This window comes from Barrientosiimonas humi (assembly GCF_006716095.1).
In the GTDB taxonomy this organism is placed as follows: Bacteria; Actinomycetota; Actinomycetes; order Actinomycetales; family Dermatophilaceae; genus Barrientosiimonas; species Barrientosiimonas humi.
The window spans coordinates 3,067,612-3,087,669 of record NZ_VFOK01000001.1 but is presented as its reverse complement, the minus strand read 5'-3'; the positions used below and the strand labels follow the sequence as shown (position 1 = coordinate 3,087,669).

General features: G+C 71.8%; 16 protein-coding genes and 1 CRISPR repeat array (1 of these 17 only partly in view). Of the genes, 11 read left to right on the top strand and 5 right to left on the bottom strand.

The window, feature by feature from the left end:
• Window positions 1–254: 254 nt before the first annotated feature.
• The 4 genes from FB554_RS14330 to FB554_RS14320 are packed head-to-tail and all read right to left on the bottom strand — an operon-like array spanning window position 255 to window position 3,804.
• Window positions 255–1,100 carry a class II fructose-bisphosphate aldolase gene (locus tag FB554_RS14330; protein WP_142007073.1) on the bottom strand — a complete coding sequence of 282 codons (846 nt, stop codon included), beginning with the start codon at window positions 1,098–1,100 and terminating at the stop codon, window positions 255–257.
• Window positions 1,100–2,044 carry a 1-phosphofructokinase family hexose kinase gene (locus FB554_RS17240; RefSeq protein ID WP_170206894.1) on the bottom strand — a complete coding sequence of 315 codons (945 nt, stop codon included), beginning with the start codon at window positions 2,042–2,044 and terminating at the stop codon, window positions 1,100–1,102. The genes FB554_RS14330 and FB554_RS17240 overlap by 1 nt, the downstream gene beginning before the upstream one ends.
• Window positions 2,041–3,012: an ROK family protein gene (locus tag FB554_RS17235; RefSeq protein WP_170206893.1), complete on the bottom strand. Its 972-nt coding sequence runs from the start codon at window positions 3,010–3,012 to the stop codon at window positions 2,041–2,043. The genes FB554_RS17240 and FB554_RS17235 overlap by 4 nt, the downstream gene beginning before the upstream one ends.
• Window positions 3,013–3,045: 33 nt before the next feature.
• Entirely contained in the window at window positions 3,046–3,804 is a 759-nt protein-coding gene (locus tag FB554_RS14320) for an SDR family NAD(P)-dependent oxidoreductase (protein WP_142007072.1), read from the bottom strand.
• Between the two features lie 69 nt (window positions 3,805–3,873).
• Here FB554_RS14320 and FB554_RS14315 point away from each other — a divergent pair, with 69 nt between their 5' ends.
• Together FB554_RS14315 and FB554_RS14310 are read left to right on the top strand one after the other, a co-directional pair.
• Complete coding sequence (locus FB554_RS14315; RefSeq protein WP_142007071.1) at window positions 3,874–5,568, top strand: NAD(P)/FAD-dependent oxidoreductase; 1,695 nt, start codon at window positions 3,874–3,876, stop codon at window positions 5,566–5,568.
• Window positions 5,565–6,548 carry a pirin family protein gene (locus tag FB554_RS14310; RefSeq protein ID WP_142007070.1) on the top strand — a complete coding sequence of 328 codons (984 nt, stop codon included), beginning with the start codon at window positions 5,565–5,567 and terminating at the stop codon, window positions 6,546–6,548. The genes FB554_RS14315 and FB554_RS14310 overlap by 4 nt, the downstream gene beginning before the upstream one ends.
• Before the next feature lie 148 nt (window positions 6,549–6,696).
• Here FB554_RS14310 and thrS read toward each other — a convergent pair whose 3' ends face one another.
• The gene (thrS, locus tag FB554_RS14305) at window positions 6,697–7,962 is read right to left on the bottom strand and encodes a threonine--tRNA ligase (RefSeq protein WP_142007069.1); all 1,266 of its coding nucleotides are present in this window, start codon (window positions 7,960–7,962) and stop codon (window positions 6,697–6,699) included.
• Between the two features lie 323 nt (window positions 7,963–8,285).
• Here thrS and FB554_RS14300 point away from each other — a divergent pair, with 323 nt between their 5' ends.
• The 9 genes from FB554_RS14300 to FB554_RS14260 all read left to right on the top strand — a co-directional run bounded on the left by FB554_RS14300 (window position 8,286) and on the right by FB554_RS14260 (window position 18,784).
• The gene (locus tag FB554_RS14300) at window positions 8,286–9,644 is read left to right on the top strand and encodes an aspartate aminotransferase family protein (RefSeq protein ID WP_142007068.1); all 1,359 of its coding nucleotides are present in this window, start codon (window positions 8,286–8,288) and stop codon (window positions 9,642–9,644) included.
• 134 nt (window positions 9,645–9,778) lie between these two features.
• Window positions 9,779–12,616, top strand: coding sequence for a CRISPR-associated helicase Cas3' (gene cas3, locus FB554_RS14295; protein WP_142007067.1), 2,838 nt, complete (start codon window positions 9,779–9,781; stop codon window positions 12,614–12,616).
• Complete coding sequence (gene casA / locus FB554_RS14290; RefSeq protein WP_142007066.1) at window positions 12,613–14,268, top strand: type I-E CRISPR-associated protein Cse1/CasA; 1,656 nt, start codon at window positions 12,613–12,615, stop codon at window positions 14,266–14,268. The genes cas3 and casA overlap by 4 nt, the downstream gene beginning before the upstream one ends.
• Window positions 14,261–14,938 carry a type I-E CRISPR-associated protein Cse2/CasB gene (gene casB / locus FB554_RS14285; protein ID WP_142007065.1) on the top strand — a complete coding sequence of 226 codons (678 nt, stop codon included), beginning with the start codon at window positions 14,261–14,263 and terminating at the stop codon, window positions 14,936–14,938. Before casA ends, casB begins: the two co-directional genes overlap by 8 nt.
• Window positions 14,938–16,071, top strand: a complete 1,134-nt coding sequence (gene cas7e / locus FB554_RS14280; RefSeq protein ID WP_211344611.1) for a type I-E CRISPR-associated protein Cas7/Cse4/CasC — start codon at window positions 14,938–14,940, stop codon at window positions 16,069–16,071. Before casB ends, cas7e begins: the two co-directional genes overlap by 1 nt.
• Window positions 16,068–16,775, top strand: a complete 708-nt coding sequence (gene cas5e, locus FB554_RS14275; protein WP_142007063.1) for a type I-E CRISPR-associated protein Cas5/CasD — start codon at window positions 16,068–16,070, stop codon at window positions 16,773–16,775. The genes cas7e and cas5e overlap by 4 nt, the downstream gene beginning before the upstream one ends.
• The gene (gene cas6e, locus FB554_RS14270; protein WP_142007062.1) at window positions 16,776–17,468 is read left to right on the top strand and encodes a type I-E CRISPR-associated protein Cas6/Cse3/CasE; all 693 of its coding nucleotides are present in this window, start codon (window positions 16,776–16,778) and stop codon (window positions 17,466–17,468) included.
• 9 nt (window positions 17,469–17,477) lie between these two features.
• Window positions 17,478–18,443: a type I-E CRISPR-associated endonuclease Cas1e gene (gene cas1e, locus FB554_RS14265; protein WP_142007061.1), complete on the top strand. Its 966-nt coding sequence runs from the start codon at window positions 17,478–17,480 to the stop codon at window positions 18,441–18,443.
• Between the two features lie 56 nt (window positions 18,444–18,499).
• Window positions 18,500–18,784, top strand: coding sequence for a type I-E CRISPR-associated endoribonuclease Cas2 (locus FB554_RS14260; protein WP_236022410.1), 285 nt, complete (start codon window positions 18,500–18,502; stop codon window positions 18,782–18,784).
• 44 nt (window positions 18,785–18,828) lie between these two features.
• Window positions 18,829–20,058: direct repeats of the CRISPR family, unit length 28 nt; unit sequence GTCCGCCCCGCGCGAGCGGGGATGAGCC; it runs 2,824 nt beyond the window's last position.

Genomic DNA, 20,058 nt, shown 5'->3' with positions numbered 1-20,058 from the left:
GACCAGGCCGACCAGGCACCGGCTCCCGCTTCCCGGCGCCTTTCGGTGACCACAGAGGGAGCCGACGGGTCTCGATACGGCCTCCGCTGCGCTCCGGCCTACTCGACCGCCGTGGAAGGGGGTCTCGATGCGGCCTCAGCTAGCGCTCCGGCCTACTCGACCGCCGTGGAAGGGGGTCTCGATGCGGCCTCCGCTGCGCTCCGGCCTACTCGACCAGCTTCAAGAGAGCCGCTCGACCACCGTGGTCGGCCGGCCTACTCCACCAAGGTCGTGGGTTCCAGGGCGAGCAGCTGTTGGAGGCGGGCGGCCTCGGCGGTGATGGCGTCGCGGCCGGCGCCGAGGTAGCGGCGGGTGTCGACGGTCCGGTGCTCCCGCAGCGACGTCTGCATCGCCTCGGTGAAGACCTGGTTCAGGTGGGTGGCGATGTTGACCTTGCGCATGCCCGCGCGCACGGCGGCGACGAGCCCCGCGTCGGGCACGCCGGAGGAGCCGTGCAGCACGAGCGGGACGGGTACGCCCTCGCGCAGCCGCGCGATCAGGTCGACGTCGAGCTCGGCGGTGCGCGAGGTCATGGCGTGCGAGCTGCCGACCGCGACCGCCAGCGCGTCGACCCCCGTGTCGGCGACGAACTGCGCGGCGTCCGCCGGGTCGGTGCGCACGCCCGGCGCGTGCACGCCGTCCTTGCCGCCGACCTCGCCCAGCTCGGCCTCGACGCTGACCCCCGCGTCGTGGCAGCGCTGCACGACGCGCGCGGTCGCCTCCCGGTTCTGCTCGTCGGGGAGGCGCGAACCGTCGTACATCACCGACGTGAGGCCGAGCTCGACGGCCTCCCGGACGAGGTCCTCGTCCTCGGCGTGGTCGAGGTGCACGACGACCGGCTGCTCGCTGGCGCGCGCGACCGCGAGGGTCGCGGCGGCGATCGGTGCCAGCGCCCCGTGATAGCGCACGGCGTTCTGCGAGATCTGCATGACCACAGGCAGATTCGTGTGCGCGGCGGCCGCGGCGTACGCCTCGGCGTGCTCGATCTGGATGACGTTGAACGCCGCGATCGCACCCCGCGTCGTCGTCGCCAGCAGCTCGGTCAGGTTGGCCAGGGTCATCAGGCGATCTCCTCGATCTCGACACGGGGGAGCAGGCGGGCGACGTCGGCGGGGTCTACGGCGCCGGCGACGGGCTGCAGCACCGCGGCGGCCGACCAGGCGACCCCCGTGCGCAGGGTCTCGGCCCAGGCGTCCCGCCCAGTCGGTACGCCCTCGGCCAGTCCCGCAGCCAGCGCGGCGGTGAGTGCGTCGCCGGCACCAGTTGCGTTGCCCTGCAACGGTTCTGGCAACCGTCCAACCAGCCGTATGCCATCGCCGGACACCAGCGTCAGCCCCGCCGCACCGTCGGAGACGATTGCGGCGCCGGCACCGTCACCGACCAGTCGCTCGGCGAGCTCGGCTGCGGACGGCGCGGCCGAGGCGTCGAACCCCAGCATCGCTGCCGCCTCGGCACGGTTCGGCTTCACGAGCGCCGGGCCGTGCGCCAGGGAGTCGCGCAGCACCGGTCCGCGCAGGTCGAGCACCGCCGGCACGGCCAGGGCGTCGGCCGTCTCGACGCACCGCACGACCGCCGCCACGGCAGCGTCAGGAAGGCTGCCGCTGATCGTGAGAACCCTTGCACCAGAGAGAGATTGAGCGACGACTTGGATCACCAGGTCGCGGTCGTCGCGACCCCACGGCAGCCCCGGCTCGTTGAGCACCGTCGCCTCGCCGGCGTCGTCGACCACGGTGACCGAGCGGCGGGTGCGGCCAGGCAGCCGGAGCAGCCGATGGCGCACGCCGCGGGCGTCGAGATCGGCCGCGAACCGGTCGGCGTCGTCCGCACCGACCGGGCAGACGGCCACGCACTCCTGCCCCATGGTCGTGAGCACCGCCGCGGTGTTGACCCCCTTGCCGCCCGCCTGCTCGCGCACCGCGCCAACCGGGTGCGAGCCGCCGACCTCGAGCGCCCCGACGCGATAGGTCACGTCGACCGCGGGGTTGGGCGTGAGCGTGACGATCACGCGACGCCTCCGGCCTCGAGCGACAGCAGCGCCGCTCCGAGCGAGCCGGCCCGGTCGCCGAGCGACGCGGGCGCCACCGCCGGTCGCATGGCCGGGGCCAGCCGTGCGTGCACCGCCTCGCGCAACGGGTCGAGCAGCAGGTCGCCCGCCCGCACGAGACCGCCACCGACGAGCACCAGCTGCGTGCCGTTGGCGGCGACGACGGGCGAGATGACCGCGGCCAGGGCCTCGATCGCGTTGTGCCACAACGAGATTGCTTGTTGGTCTCCTGCGGCGACGAGTCGCGCGACCTCGGCCGCGTCCCCGCCGCGGCCGGTCAGCGCCGACCACCGACGCCCGATCGCCCCCGCGCTCGCCACCGTCTCGAGGCACCCGCGGAGACCGCAGGCGCACGGGTCGCCGTCGGGGTCGACCACCACGTGCCCGATCTCGCCGGCCCACGGCCGCCCGTGCCACAGCCGACCGCCGACGAGCTGGGCCGCGGCGACGCCGGTGCCGAGCGGCACGAACAGCACCTCGGTGCACCCCTGCGCCGCCCCCAGTCGCGCCTCGGCGAGCAGCCCGCAACGCACGTCGTGCCCGACGACGAACGGCAGCGACAGGTGCTCGCCGAACGCCCGCTGCAGGTCCAGGTCGTGCCACCCGAGGTTGGCGGAGCGCACGCCGACCTGGCGCTGCTCGTCGACGATGCCCGGCACCCCGATGCCGACCCGCGCCGGCCGCACCTCGCCCGGCCCGCCGGGCTCACGCACCTCGCCGGGCCCACGGGCCTCGCTCGGGCCGCCGGACTCACCCCCACCCCGCTCGACCAGCGAGGTGACGATGTCGGCGAGAGCCGGCCCCAGACGTACGGACGCGTCTGCCGGAGTCGGCCGCGTGTCCTCGGCGAGCACGTCACCGGACCTCGTCAGCAGCACCGACTTGATGCGGGTCCCGCCCACGTCGATGCCGACGACCACGTCCGTCACGGGCGCCAGTCTTCCAGGTGGGTGACGGGGGGCTCAGTGGAAGTACTGCGCACCGTTGATGTCGATGACCGCGCCGTTGACATAGCTCGCCAGGTCGGACGCGAGCCACACCGCGGCGCCCGCCACGTCGAGCGGCGTGCCCGCGCGGCCGGCCGGGATGTCGCGGATCGTCGCGGCCTTGGAGTCGGCCGTGGTGAACGTGTCGTGGAACGGCGTGGCCTCGATGAATCCCGGGGCCAGCGCGTTGACCGTGATGCCGCGCGGCGCGAGCTCCTTCGCCAGCGCGCGGGTGAAGCCGAAGATGCCGGCCTTGGCGGTGGCGTACGCCAGGGCGCCCGGGTGCCCGCCGGTGTGCCCGGCGAGCGAGGCCAGGTTGACGATCCGGCCGGTGCCATCGCGCAGGTGCGGCAGCGCCGCGTGGCTCACGAGGAACGTGCTGTCGAGGTTGACCGTCAGGATCTCGCGCCACTGCGCGAGCGTGAGGGTGTCGAGCGTGGCGCGGCGCACGAGCCCGCCGATGTTGTTGACGACGATGTCGAGTCCGCCGAGCTCGGCAGCCGCCTCGCCCACCGACCGCTCGACCGCGGCCTCGTCGGCGCTGTCGAGCTGCACCGCCACCGGCCGGCCCGCCGGGCCACCGAGCGCGGTCAGCGCCTCCTCGGTGGGCGGGTGGCTGCGATAGGTGATCGCGACGCGCGCCCCCGCGTCGGTGAGCGCAGCGGCCACGGCGGCGCCGATGCCGACCCCGCCGCCGGTGACGAGCGCGGTGCGTCCGGTCAGGTCGAGGATCATGCAGGCATCGTCGCAGCCGATCCGCCCGCGCGGGCGCGTTGCCCGCGGCTCCCAGGCAGACTGGTCGCCGTGACCCGCCCGCTCATCCTCGCCGTCGCCGGTGTCTCCGCCGAGGCCATCCGATCCGTGCTCGAGGACCGTTACTCCGGGGACTACGAGGTGCTCATCGTCGGTGACGCCGACACCGCCCGTGCCGAGTGCGTACGTCGGGCGCGGGCGGGCCAGCCCGTCGCCCTGCTCGTGTGCGAGTGCGTGGTGCCCGGCGGCACCGCGGCGCAGGTGCTGACCGCGCTGCACCAGGTCGTGCCGACCGCGCGGCGGCTGTGCGTGCTGCCGGCGAGCGACTTCGGGCGGATGGTCGAGGAGGTGCGCCAGGCGATGCTCGACGGCTGCTACGACGCCTATCTCGGCGTGCCGCGCGGACCGCGCGACGAGGAGTTCCACCAGGCGGTGAGCGAGCTGCTGAGCGACTGGGGCTGGTCGGCCGCGCGCCCGGTGGTCGACGCCGTGCGCATCGTCGCCGACACCGACTCGGCCGAGCTCGCCCGCATCCGCGACTACCTGTCGCGCACCGGCGTGCCGAGCTCGGTCTACTCCTCCTGCTCCGAGCAGGGGCAAGAGGTGCTCGCTGACGTCGAGATCGACGGTCCCGCAAGGCTTCCCGTGATCGACACGTTCGGGCGCGGCACCCTCGTGCAGCCGTCCGTGGCCGACCTCGCGGCGGCGATGTACGGCGCGCCGTCCGACATCCCCGAGGGCACCGTGGCGGACGTGCTGGTGGTGGGCGCGGGGCCGGCGGGGCTCGCCGCGGCGGTCTATGCCGCCTCGGAGGGGTTGTCGACGGTGGTGGTCGACGCCGACGCGATCGGTGGCCAGGCCGGCACCAGCTCGATGATCCGCAACTACCTCGGCTTCCCGCGCGGCATCTCCGGCATGCGGCTCGCGCAGCGTGCGCGCATGCAGGCGTCGCGGTTCGGGGCGCGCTTCTTCGCCGCGCTGCCGGTGACCGGCATCGAGCCCGAGGGGCAGCACCAGCACGCGTGGGTCGGCGGCACCCGCATCTGCGCCTGGTCGGTGATCATCGCGAGCGGCGTGAAGTATCGGCGTCTCGGCGTCGCGCCGCTCGAGGAGCTGGTCGGGCTCGGCGTGCACTACGGCGCCGCGACCAGCGCCGCGCAGGAGATGACCGGCAAGCACGTGCACGTCGTGGGCGGCGGCAACTCGGCCGGGCAGGCGGCGGTGCACCTGGCGAGGTACGCCGCGTCGGTGACCATCGTCGTACGGCGGGCTGGGCTGGCCGAGACCATGTCGGACTACCTCGTGCGGGAGATCCGCTCCAACCCGCTCATCACGGTGCGCGGCTCGACCGAGGTGACCGACGGCGGCGGCACCGGCCGGCTGGAATGGATCGAGCTGACCGGGCCCGACGGCGCCGAACGGGTCGAGACGAGCGGGCTGTTCCTGCTGCTCGGGGCGAGCCCGCACGTCGACTGGGTGCCAGACACGGTCGCGCGCGACGAGCGCGGATACCTGCTGACCGGCCGCGACGTGCCGAAAGACCATTGGCGAGAAGGCATTCCGCCCGCCAACCTCGAGACCACGGTGCCGGGAATCTTCGCCGCCGGAGACGTACGCGCCGGGTCGATGAAGCGTGTCGCGTCGGCTTCGGGGGAGGGCGCGTCGGCGATCCCCCTGGTGCATGCCCACCTCGCGGCGCTGCGCGAGACACTGGCTGACAGCAACCCCCACGGGAGGCCGAGATGAGCAACGAGGAGCGCGACCCGCAGGAGGTCGTGGGCGAGCCGATGCACGACGCGAAGGACGTGCTGGTGCTGGCGCCGCGCGAGGTTCCGCTGGGCGGGCCGCGGGCGATGACCGTGCGGCGCACGCTGCCGCACCGCGACCGGTCGTTCGTCGGGGCGTGGTGCTTCGTCGACCACTACGGGCCCGACGACGTCGCAGCCACCGGCGGGATGCACGTGCCGCCGCACCCGCACACCGCGCTGCAGACCGTCACCTGGCTGTTCGAGGGTCAGGTCGAGCACCACGACTCCGGCGGCTACCACGCGATCGTGCGGCCGGGCGAGGTCAACCTGATGACCGCCGGGCAGGGCATCGCCCACTCGGAGGTCTCGACCGACGACACGCAGCGGTTGCACGGGGTGCAGCTGTGGGTCGTGCTGCCCGAGGCCGACCGCGACCTCCCGCGCCGGCTGCAGCACTTCGCGGCGCCGGAGTCGGCGCTGGGCGCGGGCGTGCACGGGCGGGTGTTCGTGGGGTCGCTGGCGGGGGCGGAGTCTCCGATCGAGACCGCAACTCCGTTGCTGGCGGCGGAGATTCGGCTCGAACCGGGTGCCGACTGGCAGGTCGAGGTCGACCCCGGCTTCGAGCACGCGGTGCTGCTCGACGACGGCGACGTGACGCTCGAGGGCGCCGCGCTCGAGTCGGGTGCGCTCGCGGTGACCGACCCCGGCCGTGCCTCGCTGCACCTCACCTCCGAGCAGGGCGCCCGCATCGTGCTGCTCGGCGGCGAGCCCTATGACGAGGAGATCGTCATGTGGTGGAACTTCATCGGCCGCAACCACGACGAGGTCGCGGCATACCGCGCGGAGTGGGAGGCCGGGTCCGACCGGTTCGGCGACGTCCCGGGGTACGACGGCGGCCGCGACCGCCTCCCCGCCCCCGCGCTGCCCAACGGACCGCTGCGCAGCCGCCGCCGCGAAGGGCCCACGCTGGTCGAGTAGGCCGAGGGACGAGGCCGTATCGAGACCCCCCGGGGCATTCCGTTCACTGGTGAACGAAATGCGGAGGCGCCGGGCCGGTATCCCGGGCGATGGCGTACTCAGATCGTTCACTGGTGCACGAAATGCGGAGCCTGGCCCCGGCCCGCCGTCACCAGTCGATCCGCCGGGCGCGCGAGTCGTACGCCTTCTGCAGCTGCGCCACGAACCTCGCCCGGTCGACGGCTCCCCGGAAGTCGGCGGCCGGGTCGGTGACCTGCACGCTGTCGCTGGCGATCTCGTCGTCGCCGATGACCACGATGACGGCGTCGCGGCGCTCGCGGCTGCGGCGGATGCGCGCGCCGAGCGACCCGTCGACGTCGGTGCGCGGGCGCAGACCGGCGGCCAGCAGGTCGTCGTGCAAGCGCCGCGCGGGGCCGTCGTGCGCGGGCGCGACGGGCAGCAGGCACACCTGCACCGGCGCGAGCCACAGCGGCAGCCGCCCCTGGTACCGCTCGAGCAGCGACGCGACGACCCGCTCCATCGAGCCGACGGTGCCGCGGTGGATCATCGCGACGCGGTGGCGGCCGCCGTCCTCGCCGTCGTAGGTCAGGTCGAACCGCTCGGGCTGGTTGAAGTCCAGCTGCACGGTGGCGATGGTCTCCTCGTGGCCGCGCCCGTCGCGCACCTGCAGGTCGAGCTTGGGTCCGTAGAACGCCGCCTCGCCCACGCCGTCGACCAGCTCGAGGCCGGTGCCGGGGAGCACCCGCTCGGCCGCGAGCCGCAGCGCAGCCTCGGCGTCACCCCACTGCTGGTCAGTGCCGAGATAGCCAGCACCATTGTCGCGCAACGACATTCGTACGTAATCCACGGGCAGCCCGAGCACCTCCTGGGCGTGCAGGGCAGAACGCAGTGCGCGCGCCGCCTCGTCGCCGATCTGGTCGGGGCGGCAGAAGACGTGGGTGTCGTCGAGGCTGATCTGCCGCACGCGGCTGAGGCCGGAGAGCACGCCGGAGCGCTCCGCGCGGAACATCGGCGCCAGCTCGTTGAGCCGGACCGGGAGCTCGCGGTAGGAGTGGCGGCTGGCGGCGTACGCCAGCGCGTGGTGCGGGCAGTTGGCCGGCCGCAGCACGAGGTCGTCGTCGCCCGGGGCGGCGCCGAGCTGCATCACGGGGAACATGTCGTCGGCGAACTTCGCCCAGTGGCCGGAGCGCTCGAACAGCTCGCGCTTGGCGAGCACGGGGGAGTGCACGCCGTGGCAGCCGTCGGCGCGGGCGACGTCGCGGGCGAGCTGCTCGAGCTCGTCGCGCACGATGCTGCCGTTCGGCAACCAGACGGGCAGCCCGCTGCCGATCAACGGGTCGGTGGTGAAGATGCCGAGGGCCTGGTTGAGCTCGCGATGGTCCTGGAACTCGTCGTGAGAAGCGTTGTCGCTCATGGTGTTTCGACTCCTGGGTGGTGGTGCTCGGAGCCGGGCGGGGCAACGCGAAAGCCCCGGAGCCTGGCTCCGGGGCGGGGTGGTCAGTGCAGCCTGATCAGCGCCGGAGCGGGTCCGGCGTCGTCGTCTGCTGCGCGTGCTGCATGGATTGAGGGTAGCGCGGCCGGGTCGTCTCCAGGTTCAGTGCTCTCGAGGTGGTGGTGCCCATGACTGACGCACGTTCTCTGACGGATGACGACTGGGATCGCTGTGGGCGGACGTTCTTCGATCTCGCGGACGACGACGTCATGCTCGGCGCGTGGAGCGAGCGGCACACTGGACCTATGAGCGCCGACTTCACGTCGTACGACGAGGCCACCGTCCGCAAGCTCGACCGGCAGCACGTGTTCCACTCCTGGTCGGCGCAGGACCTCATCGACCCGATGCCGATCGCGCGGGCGGAGGGGTCGCACTTCTGGGACTACGACGGCAAGCGCTACCTCGACTTCTCCTCCCAGCTGGTCAACCTCAACATCGGCCACCAGCACCCCAAGGTCGTCAAGGCGATCCAGGAGCAGGCGGGCCGATTGGCAACGGTGGCACCGGGATTCGCGAACGACGCACGCGGTGAGGCAGCGCGCCTCATCGCCGAGGTCGCCCCCGGTGACCTCGACACCGTCTTCTTCACCAATGGCGGCGCGGAGGCCAACGAGAACGCGGTGCGCATGGCCCGACTGCACACCGGCCGGCCGAAGGTGCTGGCGGCGTACCGCAGCTATCACGGCTCCACCGCCGGCGCGATCACGCTGACCGGGGAGCCGCGCCGCTGGCCGTCCGAGCCGGCGCAGCCGGGCGTCGTCCACTTCTGGGGGCCTTACCTCTATCGCTCGGCCTTCCACGCCGAGACCGAGGAGCAGGAGTGCGAGCGGGCGCTGGCGCACCTGCGCGACATGGTCACGGTCGAGGGGCCGCACACGATCGCCGCGATCATCCTCGAACCGGTCGTCGGCACGAACGGCATCCTCGTGCCGCCGGACGGCTACCTCCAGGGCGTGCGCGACCTTTGCGACGAGCACGGCATCGTGCTGATCGCCGACGAGGTGATGAGCGGCTTCGGGCGCTGCGGCGAGTGGTTCGCAGTCGATGCGTGGGACGTCGTCCCCGACCTGATCACCTTCGCCAAGGGCGTCAACAGCGGGTACGTCCCGCTCGGCGGCGTCATCATCTCGCCCGCGGTGCGCGACAGCTTCGGTGAGCGGGCCTACCCGGGCGGGTTGACGTACTCCGGGCACCCGCTGGCCTGCGCGTCGGCCGTCGCCGCGATCACCGCGATGCGGGAGGAGCAGGTGCTCGAGCACGCCGCCGCGCTCGGTCAGGACGTCATCGGCCCCGGCCTGCGCGAGCTCGCCGAGAAGCACCCGTCGATCGGCGAGGTGCGCGGGCTCGGCGCGTTCTGGGCGATCGAGCTGGTGCGCGACCGGGAGACCCGCGAGCCGCTGGTGCCGTTCAACGCCGGCGGCGCCGACGCCGCCCCGATGACCGAGTTCGCCGCCGCCTGCCGCGAGCGCGGCCTGTGGCCGTTCGTGCACTTCAACCGCACCCACGTGGTCCCGCCGTGCACCACGCGCGAGGAGGAGCTGCGCGAGGGGTTGGCGATCCTGGACGAGGCCCTCGGGGTGGCCGACCGCTACGCGCAGAGCTGAGGCGACAGCGTCAGCCCACCCCCGCAGCGACCGTGTCCGAACCAGTCGGACAGCGCAGCAGCCGTCGCAGGATTTCAGCCCGAATCCGCCCTAGACCAGAGGCGGTCCCGGCATCCTGACCGCGGGAGGCAGACATGGGGTGGAGCGAGGCAGCGCGGTCGGTGTGGGGCAAGACCGATCGAGACACCGGATCCTGGATGCCGCTGGTCCAGCACCTGGAGGACTCGGCAGCGGTCGCCGGGTTCCTCTGGGACGAGTGGCTGGCGCCGAACGTACGGCGGGTGATCAGTGAACCGCTTCCCAGCGGAGAGGCCGACGGTCGTGCACTGCTGACCTTCCTCGCCGGGATCCATGACCTCGGCAAGGCCAGCCCGGCCTTCGCAGCCAAGGCGGAGTACGCCGGCCCGGAGTTCGCCGGCCTCGTCACCGACATGGAGGGCCAGGGCCTCAGGGTGGGGCCGGCCAGTCCTCAGGCGCCACCACACTGCCGCGTCGGGCAGTTCCTGCTCACCGAGTGGCTCCAGCAGCAGGGGTTCAGCAAAGGGGCCGCCGACGGCTTCGCGTCACCGGTCGGGGCTCACCACGGAGTCCCCCCGACGACCCTGGAGCTGAGGGCGCTGCGCGGCCAGGAAAGTGTGGGTGCCACGGACGCCTGGCGAGCCGTCCAGTCGGAGATCGTCGAGGGCGTGGCGGCGCGAACGGGCGCGGACCAGCTGCTGCCGGACTGGACCAGGCTGTCGCTCCCGTTGACCGCGCAGGTGCTGCTCACTGCGGCGGTGGTGGTGGCGGACTGGCTCGCGAGCGACGTCAAGCGATTCCCCCATGAGGTCCTCGCGGCCGGTGCGCGGCTGGCGAACGCCCAGTTGGCCCGCGACCTGATGATGCCGTGGTCGCCCACCGCCGCACCTGACGCGGAATCGCTTCTGCGCGAACGGTTTCCACACCTCGCCGATGCCCAGATCCACCCGATGCAGATCGATGCGGTCAAGGCCGCGAAGGCCGTCGAGGAACCCGCCGCTCTGCTCATCGAGGCCCCCATGGGTCAGGGCAAGACCGAGGCGGCGCTCGCCGCTGCTGAGGTGCTGGCCTCTCGCTTCGGCCAGTCCGGAGTGATGGTGGGTCTGCCGACCATGGCCACGAGCGATGCCATGTTCGGACGGGTGCGGAGCTGGATCGACGACCTCCCCGGCGACGCGGCCAACTCGATCTTCCTGGCGCACGGAAAGGCCGAGCTCAACGACGACTACGCGTTACTCACCAAGGACGCCTACTACCGCTCCGTCGGAGACCCCGAGCGGGATCGATCTGACCCCGGTGGTGCCCAGGCCTCGTCCTGGCTGCAGGGCCGCCGCAAGGGGGTGCTGGCCAACATGGTGGTCGGCACCATCGACCAGGTGCTGATGGGTGCCCTGAAGGTGCGCCACACGGCCCTACGTCTGCTGGCCCTCGCCGGCAAGGTCGTCGTGATCGACGAGGTGCACGCATCCGACGTCTACATGAACGTCTACCTCCGCGGAGTGCTCGAGTGGCTCGGGGCGTTCGGCACTCCGGTGGTCCTCGTCAGCGCGACGCTGCCACCGCGCACCCGGGAGGAGCTGCTCGCCGCGTACGCCGCGGGCCGCCGTGGTCTCGTCGATGACTTGACGGATCAGGACGCGCAGGACGAGGAGCACGCAGGTGCCTATCCGCGAGTGACGGTGCAGGGTCGCAGTCGGACGACCGTGCCCGTGGAGGTCGTCGGCGAGAGTCGCGACCTAGCCGTCGAGAGGATGGACGACGACGTCACGGAGCTGGTGGGGCTGGTCGGCGGGGCCGTCGCAGACGGCGCGTGCGTGGCGGTCATCTGCAACACCGTGACGCGGGCCCAGGAGGCCTACGATGCGCTGCTCGAGAGGCTCGGCCCGGAGCGGGTTCAGCTGGTGCACAGTCGTTTCGTCGCCACTGACCGGATGCGTCGTGAGCAGCACCTGCGCGACCTGCTGGGTCCGCCAGGCAGCGATGGCGTGTCGGTGGGTCGTCCACGCGGGTTCGTCGTCGTCGGCACGCAGGTGCTGGAGCAGTCGCTCGACATCGATGTCGATCTCATGATCACCGACCTCGCGCCGATCGACCTGGTGCTGCAGCGGTCGGGCCGCCTCCACCGTCACCGTCGTGGTGCCGGCGAGCAGCACCGACCCGAGGCTTTCCGGACGCCCCGGCTGTATGTCCGGGCTGTCGGGCCGATCGACCTCGCGGGAGACCCGCCAGCGCTGGACGACGGAGGAACGGCGGTGTACGGCGGTGCGCCGCTCCTGCGCTCAGCTCTGGTCCTCGAGCCGTACCTCGCTGGCCAGCCCCTGGCGCTCCCCGCCGACATCCCCGTGCTGGTGGCGCGGGGCTACTCGGCCGCCCTCGAACCTCCCGCGGGATGGGCAACGGCGTGGGCGGAGGCCGAGAAGACTGCTCAGCGGGAGGCTGAGAACCGTGAGGAGGCGGCGGGCAAGTTTCTGCTGGTCGACCCGTTCTACGAGCGCTCGATGATCGGTTGGCTCAACGCTCGCGTGGACGACCGGGGGGACGAGGCGCGTTCTGCCGCTCAGGTGCGAGACGGTGACGAGGGGATCGAGGTCGTCATCGTCATCCGTAACGACTTCGGTGAGGTCAGCCTGCTTCCGGGGGAGAACGGTGAGCCGGGCCGCTCGCTGCCCGACGTCTCGTTCGACGCCCCCGAGCACGCGCTCGCCCGGGAGGTGGCTCGGCACAGCCTGCGCCTTCCAGCAACGATGTCGCGCGGACGGCGGGGGGACGCGGTGATCGCCGAGCTCGAGAGGCTCGGCGCAGACTTCACCGGGTGGCAGCAGTCGCGTTGGTTGCGCGGTGTGCTGGTGCTGCCGCTCGACGGAGAGGGGCGCGCGAACATTTCTGGGCAGTTTCTCCACTACGACCGTGACCGGGGCCTCATGATGACGGCCATGGGGACCGAGGGGGCATGAGCAGCGACCAGATCCGTGGCTTCGACCTCGTGTCGCAGCCATGGATCCGCACGCGCACCGGCGAGCAGGTCGACGAGCGTTCGCTCGAGGACACCTTCGCCTCGGCGCACCAGATCGAAGCGCTGGCAGGCGAGCTGCCGACCCAGTCCGCGGCCGTGCTGCGACTGCTGCTCGCGATCCTGCGCCGATCGCTCCCCTACGCGCGAACCCGCGCGCAGGCGGAAGATCAGTGGCGGGATCTCTGGGAGGCAGAAGCCCTGCCGATGAAGGAGATTCGCGCCTACCTCGAAGAGCATCGCGACCGTTTCGACCTGCTGTCCCCGACCACCCCGTTCATGCAGGTTCCCGACCTGGCCGCCAAGGGCACCAGCGGTCTGGTCAAGCTCATCGGCGAGCACCCCGACGGCGACAGCCCGTACTTCACGACCCGATCTGGAGCAGCCGTCCAGCGCATCGGGCTCCCCGAGGCGTCCCGCTGGGTGGTGCATGCGCAGGCGTACGACCCCTCCGGGATCAAGACGGGTGCGGTGGGCGACGAGCGGGTCAAGGGCGGCAAGGGCTACCCCATCGGCACCGGGTGGACCGGGCGGACCGGTCTGGTCGTCGTCGAGGGCGCCAACCTGAAGGAGACGCTCCTGCTGAATCTTCCTCTGGACCAAGGAGATTCGCGTGACAGGCCAGTATGGGAGCGCGATCAGCTGGGAGCCGCGGTCGAGGCGGGCCACCAGCACCCGCTCGGGCCCGTCGACATCATGACGTGGCCGATCAGGCGCATCCGGCTCGTCACCGAGGGCCCGGACGTCGTCGACGTCGTGATCAGCAACGGCGACCCGATCCAGCACTACAACCAGCACGACCGTGAGCCGATGACGGCATGGCGGCGCAGCCAGGCGCAGGAGAAGAAAAACGGGGTCCCGGTGGCCTACATGCCCCGCGAGCATGATCCCGAGCGCGCCCTGTGGCGAGGACTCGCCGGTCTGCTCGTGCAACGTGTCGACGGCGGTGCCGTGCGCAACGAGGGAGACGACACGCTGCCGCCGCACACGCTGGAGTGGCTGGCGGAGCTGCAGGAGCAGGGCGTGCTCGCGCGCGACTACCCGGTGCGCGTGCGCTCCATCGGAATGCTTTACGGCGCCCAGAACTCCTCGACCGCGAGCGTCATCGACGACGCACTCCGGCTGCGTCTGTCGGTGCTGACGGACGAGCGGCTCCACGGCCTCGTCATCGCCTCCTTGGACGACGCAAAGCTGGCGGTGGACGCTCTGGCCGGGCTCGCGGGCGAGCTGGCAACGGCTCGCGGCCAGGAGGCTGACGTCCCCCGCGACTCGGCGCGCGCCACCGGGTATCTGCGTCTCGACCAGGGTTATCGCCGGTGGATCGCCTCACTGAGCTCCGACTCGGACCTGACCGAGCGGCGAACCGCCTGGCAGCGGTTCGCCAAGGACGCCATCCGGCGTCTGGGGGACGAACTTGTCTTGAATGCCGGCGACGACGCGTTCCGCGGTCGTGACGTCGAGCGTCGTGGAGGGGGCACCCGTCACGTGAGCAGCGGCAACGCCCTCCTGTGGTTCACCAGGAACCTGGCCAAGGCACTGCCGCTCGCGACAGCCCGTCCGAGCGAGACGAGCGAGAAGGAGCTCACCCATGGCTGAGCAGGACGTCGGCACTGCCCGACTGGTCCAGCAGCACACGGGCCAGGTGGTCGGCCAGCTGCAACGCGAATACCTGCCGGCCGCCGGCCGGACCCGACCGACCTCAGCAGCATCCGCCACGATGGCGGCGCTGCGCGGCGCGGACCCGGCACGGCTCGGTGACGATCCAGGTGTCTGGGCGCTGGTCTGGACCGACCTCGACCCCCGACTGCAGGGCAGGACGGACGGGCCCTCGGACGCAGAGCAGGCCATCTGTGCCGGCCTCGTGCTCTATGCGATTCACCAGCAAGGCCGGTTGACGCCTATGGACCTCCGGGGCGTCTCGCTCGGCGCGGCAGCCGGGCGGCTGGCGCGACGCGAGGGGGCCGACGGCGGTCTTGACCCGGCCGTCGTGCGACGGTTCACCGCGGTCGCGCTTGCACGCACCTCGTCGCAGCGGCTCTATCACCTGCGGGTGTTCATCAAGCTGCTCCGGTCGTACGACATCGGCCTGGACCACGCCCTGCTCGCGGCGGATCTCTTCCGCATGGCTCGTCCGGAGCGGGCGACCCGCGTGCGGACCGGCTGGGCGCGCGACCTGTACTCACGACCGGGCGAGGCCGACGACGGGTCCGCGCCCGCGGACGGTGCACCACCTGCCAATGATTCATCCGAGAACGGAGCTGCCTGATGGCCACCTTCATCGACATCCACGTCCTGCAGACGGTTCCGCCGAGCAACCTCAACCGCGATGACACGGGCAGCCCCAAGTCGGCGCTGTACGGCGGCGTCCGCCGCGCGCGGGTGAGTAGCCAGGCATGGAAGCGGGCCGCGCGAAAGGCGTACGAGCAGTCGCTGGAGCGGGCGGACGTCGGCTACCGGACCAAGCGCATCGTCGAGCTCATGGTTGCTCGCATGCAGGAGCTGCAGCCGGACGTGGACGGCGACGAGGCGCGTCAGCGGGCCGAGGGCGTCCTGAAAGCGTTAGGAATCAAGGTGACTCAGCCTCGCGCGAAGAAGGACGCGTCGCCGGACGACGCCGAGCCCTATCCCGTCAGCGACTACCTGATCTTCTTCAGCACCGCCCAGATCGATCGACTCGCAGAGCTGGCGCTGGACGGTGACGCGGGCAAGACCGTGAGCAAGAAGGACGCCGTCGCCGCGGCCGATAGCGAGCACGGCATCGAGGTCGGGCTGTTCGGTCGCATGGTGGCCGACAACAAGGAGCTGAGCGTCGACGCTGCCGTGCAGGTCGCCCACGCGATCAGCACGCACGCGGTCGACATCGAGCAGGACTACTTCACGGCGGTGGACGACAAGAACCCTGAGGACGAGTCCGGCGCCGGCATGCTCGGCACGATCGAGTTCAACTCGGCGACGATCTACCGCTACGCCACGATCAACCTGGACGGGTTGTTCGCCAACCTGGGGGACGAGCAGGCAACGGTCCGTGCCGCGCAGGCATTCGTGCACGCTTTCGTCTCGAGCATGCCGACCGGCAAGCAGAACACCTTCGCCAACCGCACCGTCCCGGATGCGGCCGTCATCATGGTGCGCACGGGGCAGCCGGTGAACCTCGTCGGTGCGTTCGAGGATCCGGTGCAGCCCGATCGGGGGCTGGTTGCCGGCTCGGCCGCCAAGCTCGCAGAGGCGACCCGAGGGGTGTCCTCGTTCGTCGCGGAGCCGGAGCTGACCCTGGTCGTGCGGGGGAACGACCGGGCTGCTGCGCTGGACGAGCTGGGCGACGTCGCCACGTTGGCGGAGGCCGTCGAGCGGCTGGCGGAACCGATCCGTGCCGCCGTCTCCGCCCCAGCGCCGGCATGAGCGTCCTGCTGCTGCGTCTCGCTGCGCCCCTGCAGGCGTGGGGCGACTCCTCCCGGTTCACACGGCGCGAGACGCGACCCGAGCCGACGAAGAGCGGCGTCCTCGGGCTGCTCGCCGCTGCTCAGGGGCGCCGCCGGACCGACCCGGTCGAGGACCTTGCCGCGCTGCGGTTCGGGGTTCGTGTCGACCAGCCCGGGCGGATCATCCGCGACTTCCAGACGGCGATCCGGATCTCCGACGGAGCTGTGATGCCGTTGTCCTACCGCTACTACCTGTCCGACGCGGTGTTCGTCGCAGGTGTCGAGGGGGATGCCGAGCTGCTGCGCGGACTGGACGAGGCCGTGCGCGCCCCGGCCTTTCCGCTGTACCTCGGACGACGGTCGTGCCCACCGGCGGGCCGTCTGTCCCTGGGCGTGGTGGACACGGACCTGGAGAGCGCATTGCGGGACGCCGACTGGCAGGTGAGTAGGGCGTACAGGAAGGAGCAGGGGCAGACCGTGCATCTGGACCTGCTCGCGGACGCGTCCGGCGGGTTGCCGACGGATGACCAGGACAGCTTCACCGTGCGTGACGTGCCGCTGAGCTTCTCCTCCGAGCGACGGGAGTACGGCTGGCGTGACGTCGTGCGCCTCGCGCCGGTGGCGAAGGACAATCCTGACGGTCATCAGCGCGAGGACTTCTTCGCAGCACTGGGCGGGGCCTAGATGTACCTCTCTCGTGTGCTGCTGAACCCGAGCCGTCGCGGGACAGGTCGGTTCCTGGCCTCGCCTCAGGCGATGCACGCCGTGGTGCTCGCGAGCTGCGGGCCGGACGCCGGGGGAGTCGACCAGGCTGGCCGGGTCCTCTGGCGGGTCGACCGGCCGGAGAAGCACCGGATCGAGCTGTACGTCGTGAGTCCCGAGCCCCCGGACTTCACAGGGCTGATCGAGCAGGCTGGCTGGCCGACGCGGGCCACCTGGGACGCCGCGGACTACGACCCGTTCCTCCAGCGCATCGAGGCCGGCCAGAGCTGGAGGTTCCGGCTGACGGCGAACCCGGTGCGGTCGGTCAGCGCAGGAGAGGGGAAGCGCGGCAAGGTCACCCCGCACCTGACCCGTCGTCATCAGGAGGAATGGTTCGTATCTCGTTGTCAGCACTGGGGATTCGAGATTCCCACGCGCGGCGACGAGGCGGACGGCGAGCCAGTTCGCGCGCTCGAGCTCTCGGGAATCGGGCTGGCCGAGTTCGGACGCTCCGACCCTGATTCGGGGCGCCGCGGGCGGGTGAGTGTCACCCGCGTCACCTACCGCGGAGAGCTGACGGTGACGGACCCAGACGTCCTACGAAGAGCGCTGACGTCGGGCATCGGCCGGGCGAAGGCGTACGGCTGCGGCCTGCTCACCCTGGCGCCGACGTAGGAGACTCCGATGGTCAAGCCGCCTCCGGGACCACCGCCGGTCGAGATCGGTCAGCTGGTGCGCGCGCAGGACCGTCTGAGCTTCATCTATCTGGAGCGGTGCACCGTTCACCGCGACGGCAACGCGATCACCGCCACCGATGAACGCGGCGTGGTTCACATTCCTGCGGCCACGATCGGAGCACTGCTCCTCGGACCAGGCACCCGCGTGACGCACCAGGCGATGCTGCTCATGGCCGAGAGCGGTTCGACGAGTGTGTGGGTGGGCGAGCGGGGCGTGCGCTACTACGCGCACGGTCGCACGCTCACCAACAGCTCACGGCTGCTTGAGGCGCAGGCCGGCGCGGTGACGAACCAGTCTTCGAGGTTGCGTGTGGCGCGGGCGATGTACGCCATGCGTTTCGCCGGCGAGGACGTCTCGGGTCTGACGATGCAGCAGCTGCGCGGCCGAGAGGGTGCGCGTGTCCGTCGGATCTACCGTGCGGAGTCGGACCGCACCGGTGTCGAGTGGGCGCGCAGGAACTACGACCGCGAAGACTTCGAATCGGGGGACGCGGTCAACCAGGCGCTGTCCGCGGCAACGACCTGTCTGTATGGCGTCACGCACGCCGTGATCGTGGCTCTGGGATGTGCGCCTGGGCTCGGGTTCGTGCACACCGGGCACGCGCGCTCGTTCGTCTTCGACGTGGCCGACCTCTACAAGGCGGAGCTGGCGATCCCGGTGGCGTTCGACATCGCGGCTCGCGCCGAGGAGCTGGACGATCTGCCCGCCGAGACACGTCGCGAGATGCGCGACCGACTGCACGACGGGAAGCTGCTCACTCGGTGCGTGCGAGACATCCACCGTTTGCTGCTGGACACCGACGACAGCCCCGACGAGGTCGATGACGGCGAGTGGGATGTCGTGCATCTCTGGGACGGCCAGGGGCGGCGCGTGGCGGGTGGACGCGACTACGCGGAGGACGTGCCGTGGTAGTTCTCGTGCTCACCGCCTGCCCCGCTGGACTCCGCGGTCATCTGACCCGGTGGCTGATGGAGATCTCCCCAGGCGTCTTCGTCGGTGCCGTGCCGGCTCGGGTGCGGGAACAGCTGTGGGAGCGGGTCCTTGATCTGTCGAAGGATGGCCGCGCGGTGATGGTGCACTCCGTGCGCGGCGAACAGCGGCTCGCGTTCCGGATCCACCGGCACGAATGGGAGCCGGTGGACTTCGACGGGATCGAGCTGATTCGCCGCCCGACCGCCCCCGCAGCGCGATACGGCATGCGCCAGGGCTGGAGCTCGGCGAGCAAGTACCGCCGCGCGGCGCGACGAAAGTGAAGTAGTTTCGCCCTGGAGGAGTGGAACACTGCAGGTCAGCGACTGTCCGCCCCGCGCGAGCGGGGATGAGCCCGGCATGACCCTCCTCGTCGCCCTGCTCATGGTGTCCGCCCCGCGCGAGCGGGGATGAGCCCCACAGCCGCCCACGACTGCGCCCCGTCTCGCTGTCCGCCCCGCGCGAGCGGGGATGAGCCCACCAAGTCGTGGGCGGTGCGCAACCCGGTCATGTCCGCCCCGCGCGAGCGGGGATGAGCCCCAGCCGAACAGGGTGGTCGCGTTCCCGGCGTCGTCCGCCCCGCGCGAGCGGGGATGAGCCCTCCTGCCATGCGAGGTCACGGTCCACGCCGCGGTCCGCCCCGCGCGAGCGGGGATGAGCCCTCGATCAGGTAGGCGATCATGTTGTCCTGGAAGTCCGCCCCGCGCGAGCGGGGATGAGCCGCTCCGCGCCGAGGTCGCCCGACTCAAGGGCGGGTCCGCCCCGCGCGAGCGGGGATGAGCCCCCCTGAGCACCCGGACACCTTGGAGGAGGGCGGTCCGCCCCGCGCGAGCGGGGATGAGCCCCGCCTGCTGAACTTCCGTCCATGCCGGCTTCAGTCCGCCCCGCGCGAGCGGGGATGAGCCGTTCTGCCTCGCGGTCGCCGCCGCCGAGCACGAGTCCGCCCCGCGCGAGCGGGGATGAGCCCGACTACCCCGAGGACCATCGAGACGACTGCCAGTCCGCCCCGCGCGAGCGGGGATGAGCCCGCCGTGTCCACCGCCGCCCGCGGCATCCAGGCGTCCGCCCCGCGCGAGCGGGGATGAGCCGGGCGGAGCAGGACGGCCTGCACGCCGAGACGTGTCCGCCCCGCGCGAGCGGGGATGAGCCGCGGTCGGTCATCCTGGCGGACCCGGTGTTTGAGTCCGCCCCGCGCGAGCGGGGATGAGCCGACCTCGTGGCGCGACGACCTGCGAGCCGGGTTGTCCGCCCCGCGCGAGCGGGGATGAGCCCAGGATGTTCGCGGCGCGCACGGCGTCGGAGCCGTCCGCCCCGCGCGAGCGGGGATGAGCCCTCGTCCAGCCCGGACAGTGAGCCGATGCGGTCGTCCGCCCCGCGCGAGCGGGGATGAGCCCGCCCAGCAGTGGGCCGAGACCAACCGGGGCGCGTCCGCCCCGCGCGAGCGGGGATGAGCCCCGCTGGACGTGGCGGTGAGCGCAAGGGTGCCGGTCCGCCCCGCGCGAGCGGGGATGAGCCCGAGCCGCCGGGTTCGCCACGAAGTGGTACGAGGTCCGCCCCG